The following is a 9,301-nucleotide window of genomic DNA, read 5'->3' as shown; positions in this document are numbered from 1 at the left end:
CGCCTGCCTCCACCGCGCCGACCGTCACCGCCCCGCCGGTCATCACCATGCCGCCGATCATCACGCCGACGGTCCCGGGCACGGGCTCGCCCGGCACGGGCATCACCGTCCCGCCCCCCGTCCATGCGCCGCCCTCCACCTCGGGCGCGCCGCTGCCGACGACCCCCGCACTCCCCAGCTCTTCGCCGCCAGCCAGCTCCCCCGCGGCCAGCTCCCGGTCGAGCGCACCGCAGTCACCGCCCGCCGCCGGGCCGACGGCCAACCCCACGAGCGGAGCCAGCACCCCCAGCCCGGCTCCGACGTCCGGAAAGACCTCCGCGAACGCGTCCCCGGTGTCCGTCTGACGCCAGCTCGGACGCCCGCGGGGACAGAGCGGGCGTCGCGCGGGCTCACCGCACGGTGTAGAAGAGCGTGGTCACGTACTGATCGAAGTCGTTCAGGCGGAGGGTCAGCCGAAGCTGCCATTTCCCCGCCAACGGTGCCTGGATGCGGTCGCTGCGGGCGTGCCCGACTTCGGCAAGATCAAGTGGTACCTCAAACGGTCCCAGATCCGCGGTGGGAAGTGACAGCTCCGCCGTCGCCGCGACCAGCTTCTGCGGCTTCCCGGTCGGCGCCTGGGCATACACATCGACGGACTCCGTACCCACCCGGGTCGGCGCGACCCGCACCTTCACCGTCATCGGCCCGGCGATGGCGGTGCCGGTGAACGGCGGTGCATAACTGGTCCGTGCGGGAACCATGTTGACCAGCGCCGCCGTCATTCCCAGCACGACCGCACCGACTCCCAGCTCGAACACCACCCCACGCCGCAGTCCTGCCAGCGCGGCGGCGCCCGGCGCGGCATCGCTGCCCGCGTCGTCGCCGAAGTGCTGCCGAACCCACCGCCGCGCCAGGCCGCCGATCGCGAGCATTCCCACGACGGCCCAGACCTTGTAAAGCAGCATCCGGCCATAACTCGTGTCAATCACGGCGGGAAGCGTTCCGATCTCCCGCCAGCTCTGGAACAGGCCGCTGAGCACGATCGCGATCACCGCCCCCATGGCGAGCCTGGACCACCGCGGCAGGACGATCGCCAGCTCCCGCACCGTCGCCTGCCTGATCAACACCAGCGCGATGACCGTCAGGCCGCCGATCCAGATCGACATGCCGATCACATGCAGCGTGAGGCTGACGACCGCCAGTCCCACCAGGTCGCCCGCACTGCCGTGGCCGATCGCGGCGAGGCTGATGGCCACCGCAAGCCCGAGCATGGCGAGCTCTCCCCGCCGCCAGGCATCGAGCGTCCCCATCCGCACGGCGCGACGCAGCAGCGGCGCGGCGAGCATCAGTGCCAGGAGCCGTACCAGCAGCAGGTGCCCATACCTCTCCTCCACCGTCGCCGACAGCACCGACCACCGCACGACTCCACCGAGACCAAGCCCGGCCGCGTAGGGGCCCTGCAGGAGTAGCTGGGCGACCGCGTCAACCGCAGTGAGCCCCCAGGCCGCAGCGACCAGCCGCCCCAAGCCCGCGGCGCGGAAACCGCTCGGCCAGAGAACCGCCAGGAACACGCAGCTCCCCAGCAGCACGCCGATCCCCACATAACCAAGGAAGCGCGCCGCCCCGAACAGGAAACCGACCACGGGCGAACCCGCGGTGTCACCCTCGGCATGCGCGGCGCCCGCCGCCGGCGGCCCACCAATGCCGAACGCGAACGCACCTGACACCGGATGGCTGTCAGCGGAGATCATCCGCCAACTCACCACATACGTACCGGCGGGGAGCGCGGGGCGCAGCGAGACGGCGGCCTGGGATGCCTTCGCCCCCGGACCGGCATGTCCATCGTCGACCCTGCGCCCAGCCCCGTCGATCACGCGGATCGAATCTCTCGGCACCCTGACCGACTCGCTGTAACTGAGAACGATCTTCGCCGGTGAGGTCCGCAACGCCGCTCCGTCCACCGGATCGCTCCCGGTCAGAAGGGCGTGCGCGGAGGCGGGCGCGACTCCGAGGCCAAGGACGATCGAGGCGATGGCCATGGAGGCCAACGCCCCGATCACGACGAGCAGTCTTCGCACGGGCACTACCCCCGCCGCCGCGCGCGGCCCAGTCCGAAGGCACCGGCGGTCAGGCCCAGCGCTCCCACCGCGATGCCGACGATGCCCAGCGCACGCGCCGTGCTGTCATCGCCGCCACCAGTCGACGGCCCCCCCGCGGCTTCACCGGCACCGCTGGCTGTGGTGGCGGCGACCGGGGTCGCGCCTGCCGATGCCCCACTGCCAGTCGTCCCCGAGGTGACGGTCAGCGACGGCGCCGGGTGCTCCGGCTCCCCGGCTCCGGGCTGAGGCACGTCCACCCAGCGCACGACATCGCCGTTGGAATAGGTCTGCAGGGTCTTGAACGCGAGCGCACCAGCACGGTCCGGCAGCGGACCGGCCGAGATCATGAAGGTGTCGAACTCGCCAGGTCTGATACCCGGACTACCGGGCGTGGCGGTCCACGTGATCCGGGTGACGACCTCGCTGACCACACCGTCATCGGTGCGCAACGGAGTGGCCGGTCTTCCCTTGGTGACCTTGTAGGTCCATCCCTCCTTCGGCTGCACGGACACGGAGGCAATCGGACTGTCCGCCGGGAACTGCACGTCGACACCAGTCGTCGATGCGTTGTCCTCCTCGGCCGGAACCTTGAGCGACAGAGTCGTGTAGCTCCCCGCCTGCGCCGTGGTCGGCTGCAGCGTCACATGCGCGGACGCCGGCAGCACCGTGGCAGCCAGGGTGGCTCCCGCGACGGCGGCCAGAACTCCGGCACGCGAAAGAAAGCGGTGCATGAGAATCCCCTCCCAGAAACACCGAAGCACAGCAGAAGAACGCCTCGGTAACGCACCCGAGCCGGAGGAGATCCTGCTGCCGGCGGGCGTCAGCGCACGGTTCGAGGCATGCCGCGTCGCAGCGCCGTCCAGTCGACCTCCGGCCATGCCCAGGGTGGTCCGCGTCGTCGCGCGCTGCGTCCCAACGGCCGGGAGTGGGCTCTGGGGGGCCGGCGCCGACAACCGATCTTGACTACTGGCGCCACCGGCGGCGCCGCAGGCTCGGTCGCCGGCAGAAGCAGCACGACGAGCAATGAGCCGGGACGCAGCCGGGTCGCCGACCACAGCGCCCGCTCGGCCCGTCGCAGCGACAGCGAGACCGCCAAGCCCGCAGCCATATGGGCCAGGAACATCTGACTGTCCACCGAACAGCGCAGACATGCCAGGTGTACGTGCGGATGCGCGAGGAGGAAGGCCATATGGAGGAGCACCTGAGCCGCGGCCACGCCCGACACCATCGCCGTCAGGCTCCGCTCTCGGCCGCCCAGGCCGAAGGCCACGCGGGTGAGCAGGAGGAACGACACGGCGGTGATCCCGAAACCAGGCCGCCCGGCGCCACCCATCAGGTGTGCCAACCAGGCCAGGCAGACGGAAGACGCGGCGAAGGTGCCCGCTCGCCCGAGGCGGGCCGTACCCCCGCTCACCGGCCAGCCGCTGCTCACAGGGACCAAGCTTGCCATGCCCGGCCAACCGACCGCCACAACCGGCAACGTCGTCAATCTGCCAGTCGACCTGCCATCGGACATGACGAACCTTCAGGCGAAGGCGCGTATGTCAGCCGATCAGACTCCTCTCCGGGTAGCGTCGGCCTCCACCGACATCCTTACCGGACCCGAAGAAGGGCTGGCTCACTGTGCGGGTTGTCATCGCCGAGGACTCGGTACTGCTCCGGGAGGGGTTGCGACGACTTCTCACCGACGCCGGTTGCGAGGTCGTCGCCACCGTCGGAGACGGGCCGAGCCTTGTGGATGCCGTCGCGGACCATCGCCCCGACGTCTCCGTGGTGGATGTCCGCATGCCTCCTTCCCACCGCGACGAGGGGCTGCGCGCCGCTATTCGAGCACGCTCCGAGGTTCCTGGATCTCCTGTTCTGGTTCTCAGCCAGTACGTCGAGAAACAGTACGCGGCAGAGCTTCTCGCCGATGGCGCCGGCGCGGTCGGATACCTCCTGAAGGACCGCGTCGCGGACGTCCGTGAATTCATAGACGCGGTTCGGCGAGTCGCCTCCGGAGGTACGGTCATGGACCCGGAGGTCGTGGCCCAGCTACTCGTACGTAATCGGCGCGACGATCCCATGGCCACCCTCACCCCCCGCGAGCGAGAAGTCCTCACACTCATGGCTGAAGGGCGATCCAACACCGCCATAGCCGCGCATCTCGTCGTGAGTAGTGGAGCGGTAGAGAAACACATCTCCAATGTCTTCTCCAAACTCGGACTGGAGCAGAGCACCACCGACCACCGGCGAGTGCTTGCCGTCCTCGCCTACCTACGGAACTGACCCCCGACCAACTCCACAACTTCGAACATACAATCGATGATGCTCTCGGACGTGGGCTCCGTCAAGCGCGAGGTCCAGAAAAGGGCATCCGCGCCGGTGAACGAGCATGCCCACATGAGAATTCCTCCGCCCGGGCCGCACCACGGTGCACGTCAACACCAAGACGCTCAGCCTATTCACGCCTTCCGCACCCAACAGCGACCATAGGCTAGAGGAAATTCGAACCTCGACCCGGATTCACCCTCAGCGAACATCTACACCCCAGCCCCTTCCCCTTCCATCGATTGACATCGCCGTCGCTCGAGGTCAGAATCGAACTCATGTTCGATCAAGAACCAGACACTGTTTCCCTCCCTGATCTCGAGGCGAGAGTCTGCACCTGGGCAGGTCGGATTACGGCCGCCACGTGCCACTGGCTCGTTCTGGTCGCCACGTTCGACCGGCGCAAGGCGTGGGCAAACGGCATGGCCTCCTGCGCGCACTTGCTGTCATGGCGTTTCGGCGTCGGCCTGCGCGCCTGCTACGAGTACGTGCGCGCGGCTCGGGCCCTCGAGGACCTGCCGCAGACACGCGAGGCGTTCGGCCACGGAAGGATCTCCTACTCGAAGGTCCGGGCGATCACCCGCATAGCGACCCCGGAAAACGAGGGCGAGTGGGTCACCGAAGCCCTGCGGTGCTCGGCGCGCAAGCTTGATCGCCTCGTCTCTCTTCAACTGAAGATCGACGACGACAGCGGCAGCAAGGGGACGGTGAGGGCGCCGACGACGTCAACGGCGCCGCCGCCGCCCGCGGAACTCAGGTCAGAGAGAAGAACAGTAGGAAGGCCTCCCAGCGGAGGGCGGACGCCGTCACCGCGATGGCCGGCCATTACCTTGGTCAGCGGCTCCCCACGCTGGCGGATCCGAGCCCGTACATCGTGAATGTGCACATCGATATCGATACGCTGATCGGAGCCGCCGTCCACGAGGACCCGAACAAGTCCGATCAGGGCAAGGAGAATCGACCAACCCGCCGGAGGTGCGAGGTCGAGCGAGGGCCGGTGCTATCGCCCTCACTCGCACGACAGCTGTCGTGCGACAGTATCCTGCAGACGATAGTGACCGACGCCGAGGGAAATCCCCTCGCCCTCGGGCGCACGCGGCGACGTCCGACCACCACGCTCCGACGGGCATTTTACGCGCGAGACGGCGGTGTCTGCCAGTTTCCAGGGTGCCGACATCGACGGTGGTTGCAGATACATCACCTGCTGGAGTGGCGCGCCGACGACGGCGGAACGGAGCCCGCCAACCTGATCCTGATCTGTTCGACTGACCACCACCGGCTCGTACACGACCGATCGCTGAAGCTGAGGCGAGGCCAGGGCGGAGATCTGTTGGTCCTCTGGCCGGACGGCACCGTGCTCCGAGATGCACCGACGATGGTGACAACCAGTGATCCGTTGGCCGCCTTCGATCGCTTCACCACGCTGCGGTCTGGGGACGGACAGTCGGCGCCGCAAGCGGCATGAGACGGGAGGACACGTCTGATCAGGCGAGACACGAGGGTGGATGCCGGCGGTACGTCGGGATGCCCGTAGGCTGCCGTTTCTGTGAGCCCCATCCTCGCGCAAGGACGAGCTGGGAACATCATCCGCTCCCTGCTGATCCTGGCTGCGCTCGTCCTGCTGATGCGGACGGCTTACCTGCTGTGGTTCTTCCACACTCCTGCCTGGACGTCACGGCCTCACGACATCCGCTACTGCGGCGGGTGGTATGAGCGCGTCGACACGCCCGATGTCACAGGCGGTCAGGCGACAAAGACTGCGGGTGGCCGGCGCAAGGAGGTCATGCGGTCGCCGGTCTTCCGCCCGATCACCGCCTACCGGCCTGGATCCGCCTGTCCGCGATACCTCTTCAGCAAGGTTGGGAAGGACGTCTACGTCACCTACCGCGCAAGCGAAGACTGAGCGGAGTCGCTGAGAGCTGGCCCGGCCAGGACGTAGACCCGGGCGTGTATCGAGGTGCGCTGCTGCAGCGCTGCGCGCACCGCCCGGTGCAGACCGTCCTCGAGATAGAGAGCACCTCCCCACTCGATCACATGAGGAAAGAGGTCGCCGTAGAAGGTCGAGTCCTCATCGAGCAACACGTCGAGCGCCAGAACGCGCTTCGTCGTGACGAGCTGGTCAAGCCGTACCTGGCGGGGCGGTATGGCTGCCCAGTCCCGCTGGCCAAGGCCGTGTTCGGGGTACGGGCGACCGTCTCCGACCAATTTGAAGATCACCAGCACCTCCTCCTCGAGGGCGCGACATCCGTCGACTACGACAGCCTAGGATCCCCGCGCCGTCGACAAGACCCCGGTGGGCCCAGAGCGGGTACCGGGCGGACACGAGGACCACGGCCGACGCGTGCGCATCGCCCCCCGGGGCGCCGATCCCTTGACCTCCACCAGTCGAGCGACTTAAGTGAGGCTTACTTGAAGTTCTAGGAGGTCGCGGTGAGCTCAGCGAGCCACGAGAGTCACATGATCGCGATGGCGCAACGAGCCCGCACGGTGCTTGCCAGCGGTCGGACCGCACTGCTGACGCTGCCCAGCGAGCAGGCACGGGGCTGGGTCGGCGTGGTCGACGACGGCGGGGAGCCGGTACTGATGGCCAGGGCGGACAGCCGGATCGCTCGCGCCGCACGCAACGGGCGGCGAAGCTGGGTTGACGTGCCGGGTCACTTCGGCGAACGGCTGATCCTCGCCGGGCCGCTGCGCCTGGTCCCCGGCACGAAGGACCAGATCCTGCGAAGGCTCGCTGCCCTCGGTCGAACAGTTGGCACGATCGAGGGCGTCACCGATGACCTCTCGGTGCTGGATGACCTCTCGGTGCTGGCGGTCTCCGTCGACGATGTGGTCTTCTGCCTGCCCCCGGCCGAGAGACGAGGCGCAGCACGCCGGTGGTCCAACGCCACCGTCGGCCGCCACATCGACCTGGCGACGTACGCCCTCGCCGAGCCCGATCTCATCAGCGCCTATGCGCCGGAGCTGATCGAGCACCTGAACACGCGCCATGCCGACCAGATGCGTCGGCTCGCGTGTCTCGGGTTGCCACCGGATGCCGACGACGACGTCGCCGGTGCCCACGTCAGCGACCTGGACCGCGATGGCATGGATCTGTGGCGGGTGGACGCGGAGGGTGCCGACCAGGTTCGGGTCCTCTTCGACCAGCCACTGACGGAGCCGCGCTCTCTCGGTCACGAACTGCGGCGCCTCCTCCAACGATCCACCCGCAGTCTGGAGTAGCGGGCAGTTCTCATTGACAGCGGCATCGACAATCGTTTTCAATTAGGGCATGCCGCCATCCGACGACGCCTCGATCGTCTTCGATCACGCGAGCATCTCGTACGGCCGCAGTCCCGCACTGGAGCGGATTCACGGCACGGTGCGCGCGGGGGAGATCGTCGCGCTGGTCGGGCCGAACGGCGCCGGCAAATCCACCCTGATCAAGGCCGTGCTCGGGCTGGTGGCCGTGACGGCGGGCTCGATCAGGGTACTGGGCAGGCGACCGGCCGAGGCGCGCCGCGAGGTTGCGTACGTGCCCCAGGTGGACACGCTGGATCCGGATTTTCCCGTCTCGGTGGCTCAGGTCGTCCTGATGGGCCGCTACCGGCGGATCGGCTGGTTGCGGCGCCCCGGGCGGGCGGACCGGGAGGCCGCCGCCGCAGCGCTCGCCGCGGTAGGGCTCGAGCACCGAGCGGCGGACCGGTTCGGCCGGCTGTCGGGTGGGCAGCGTCAGCGCGTCCTGCTGGCGCGCGCGATCGCGGCGCAGCCCGCGGCGCTGGTCCTCGACGAGCCGTTCAACGGCGTTGACGCTGTGTCCCAGGAGGCGCTGCTGGACGCGATCCGGGCGCTTGCCGCCCAGGGCGCCGCGGTGGTGGTCTCCACCCATGACCTCGGTCTGGCACAGGTGACCTGCGACGGCGTCTGCCTGCTCAACCGCCATCAGTTCGGCTTCGGGCCGCCGAGTGACGTGCTGACGCCGGAACTGCTGCGGGCAGCCTACGGCGGCGCCGCGCTGGAGCTCGGTAACCACGGCCTGATCCTCGCCCGATCATGATCGGTTTTCTGGTCACGCCGTTCGAGCGGCCCTACATGGCCCGTGCGCTGGTCGAGGCGGTGCTCCTTGGGGCGCTGTGCGGGGCTGTCGGGGTTTATGTGCTGCTCCGGCGGCTGGCATTCCTCACCGACGCGATCACGCACACGGTGTTTCCCGGGGTCGTCGTCGGGTTCCTGGCGTCAGGCCGGTCGGGGATCGTTCCGGGGGCGCTCGTCTGCGCGGTGGTCGCCGTCGGGTTGTTCACCGCGGTCGCGGCGACGCGGAAGGTCAACGAGGATGCCACGCTGGCGGTGCTGCTCACCGCGTTCTTTGCCGTCGGCGTTGTCCTTGTCTCGCGGCAGCGGTCGTACACGGCGGACCTCACCGCGTTCCTGTTCGGCCATGTGCTGACGATCAAGGTGGCCGATATCGCGGTGACCGGCGCCGTGGCCGTGCTGGCGGGTCTGGTGCTGGTGGGGCTGGGCAAGGAGCTGCTGCTGCGCGCCTTCGACGCGCAGTGGGCGCGGGCGGTGGGCTATCACGTCACCGCCCTGGATCTGGTCGGCAACATGGTGATCGCGCTGGTAGTCGTGGCATCGGTCCAGGCAGTCGGGACCGTTCTCGTCATCGCCATGCTGGTCGTGCCGGCCGCGACCGCGCGGCTGCTCTCCGACCGGCTCGGCGTGATCATCGCGGTGGCGATGGGCGTCGGGATGACGGGCGCCTGGCTGGGGCTGTGCGCCAGTTACGAGGCGTCGGTGGGCCACGACGTGCGGCTGGCGGCCGGCGCGACGATCGTGCTGATGCTCGTGGCCGGGTACGCGCTGGTGCAGCTGGGACAGAGCGCCTGGCGGCTGGGCATCCGGCGGCAGGGCGTCCGGCGGGCGGGGGCGGGGAC

Annotated in this window: 11 protein-coding genes and 1 pseudogene; 7 read left to right on the top strand and 5 right to left on the bottom strand. The window is 68.7% G+C overall.

Features of this window, described 5'->3' with window-relative positions; all coding sequences use genetic code 11:
• The 4 genes from C1A33_RS14175 to C1A33_RS14160 form a co-directional block, all read right to left on the bottom strand.
• Window positions 1–283: hypothetical protein (locus tag C1A33_RS14175; RefSeq protein WP_480014379.1), on the bottom strand; the 283-nt coding region annotated here is incomplete at its 3' end.
• A 106-nt stretch (window positions 284–389) separates the two neighbouring features.
• Window positions 390–2,057 (bottom strand): copper resistance CopC/CopD family protein, encoded by a 1,668-nt coding sequence (locus C1A33_RS14170; protein WP_101831988.1) that lies wholly within the window; start codon window positions 2,055–2,057, stop codon window positions 390–392.
• A 5-nt stretch (window positions 2,058–2,062) separates the two neighbouring features.
• Entirely contained in the window at window positions 2,063–2,809 is a 747-nt protein-coding gene (locus C1A33_RS14165) for a YcnI family copper-binding membrane protein (protein WP_101831984.1), read from the bottom strand.
• An 89-nt stretch (window positions 2,810–2,898) separates the two neighbouring features.
• On the bottom strand, window positions 2,899–3,372 hold the full coding sequence (locus tag C1A33_RS14160; protein WP_243407536.1) for a hypothetical protein: 474 nt from the start codon (window positions 3,370–3,372) through the stop codon (window positions 2,899–2,901).
• Between the two features lie 329 nt (window positions 3,373–3,701).
• Here C1A33_RS14160 and C1A33_RS14155 point away from each other — a divergent pair, with 329 nt between their 5' ends.
• From C1A33_RS14155 to C1A33_RS14140, 4 genes and pseudogenes are all read left to right on the top strand, one after another.
• Entirely contained in the window at window positions 3,702–4,346 is a 645-nt protein-coding gene (locus C1A33_RS14155) for a response regulator transcription factor (RefSeq protein ID WP_101831983.1), read from the top strand.
• A 320-nt stretch (window positions 4,347–4,666) separates the two neighbouring features.
• Window positions 4,667–5,266: a DUF222 domain-containing protein gene (locus tag C1A33_RS34180; RefSeq protein ID WP_133150669.1), complete on the top strand. Its 600-nt coding sequence runs from the start codon at window positions 4,667–4,669 to the stop codon at window positions 5,264–5,266.
• A pseudogene (locus C1A33_RS14145) lies at window positions 5,197–5,853 on the top strand (HNH endonuclease); the annotation flags it as partial. The gene C1A33_RS34180 and the pseudogene C1A33_RS14145, both read left to right, overlap by 70 nt.
• Window positions 5,854–5,934: 81 nt before the next feature.
• On the top strand, window positions 5,935–6,291 hold the full coding sequence (locus tag C1A33_RS14140; RefSeq protein ID WP_101831981.1) for a hypothetical protein: 357 nt from the start codon (window positions 5,935–5,937) through the stop codon (window positions 6,289–6,291).
• Here the strand turns inward: C1A33_RS14140 and C1A33_RS14135 are convergent.
• Window positions 6,270–6,605 carry a type II toxin-antitoxin system VapB family antitoxin gene (locus C1A33_RS14135; protein WP_101831986.1) on the bottom strand — a complete coding sequence of 112 codons (336 nt, stop codon included), beginning with the start codon at window positions 6,603–6,605 and terminating at the stop codon, window positions 6,270–6,272. The two genes, C1A33_RS14140 and C1A33_RS14135, sit on opposite strands and share 22 nt — an antisense overlap.
• Window positions 6,606–6,818: 213 nt before the next feature.
• Between C1A33_RS14135 and C1A33_RS14130 the strand changes: the two genes are divergently transcribed.
• The 3 genes from C1A33_RS14130 to C1A33_RS14120 form a co-directional block, all read left to right on the top strand.
• Complete coding sequence (locus C1A33_RS14130) at window positions 6,819–7,610, top strand: DUF2470 domain-containing protein (RefSeq protein ID WP_243407535.1); 792 nt, start codon at window positions 6,819–6,821, stop codon at window positions 7,608–7,610.
• 49 nt (window positions 7,611–7,659) lie between these two features.
• Window positions 7,660–8,424 (top strand): metal ABC transporter ATP-binding protein, encoded by a 765-nt coding sequence (locus tag C1A33_RS14125; protein WP_101831980.1) that lies wholly within the window; start codon window positions 7,660–7,662, stop codon window positions 8,422–8,424.
• The coding region (locus C1A33_RS14120; RefSeq protein WP_101831979.1) for a metal ABC transporter permease at window positions 8,421–9,301 on the top strand (881 nt) is incomplete at its 3' end. The genes C1A33_RS14125 and C1A33_RS14120, both read left to right, overlap by 4 nt.

The sequence above is a fragment of the Frankia canadensis genome (assembly GCF_900197875.1).
Taxonomy (GTDB): domain Bacteria; phylum Actinomycetota; class Actinomycetes; order Frankiales; family Frankiaceae; genus Frankia; species Frankia canadensis.
This window is presented reverse-complemented; position numbering and strand designations above follow the sequence as displayed.

Coding starts and splice junctions, on each gene's coding strand:
- C1A33_RS34180 (WP_133150669.1), top strand. CDS start 4,667: ATGTTCGATCAAGAACCAGACACTGTTTCCCTCCCTGATCTCGAGGCG.
- C1A33_RS14125 (WP_101831980.1), top strand. CDS start 7,660: ATGCCGCCATCCGACGACGCCTCGATCGTCTTCGATCACGCGAGCATC.
- C1A33_RS14165 (WP_101831984.1), bottom strand. CDS start 2,809: ATGCACCGCTTTCTTTCGCGTGCCGGAGTTCTGGCCGCCGTCGCGGGA.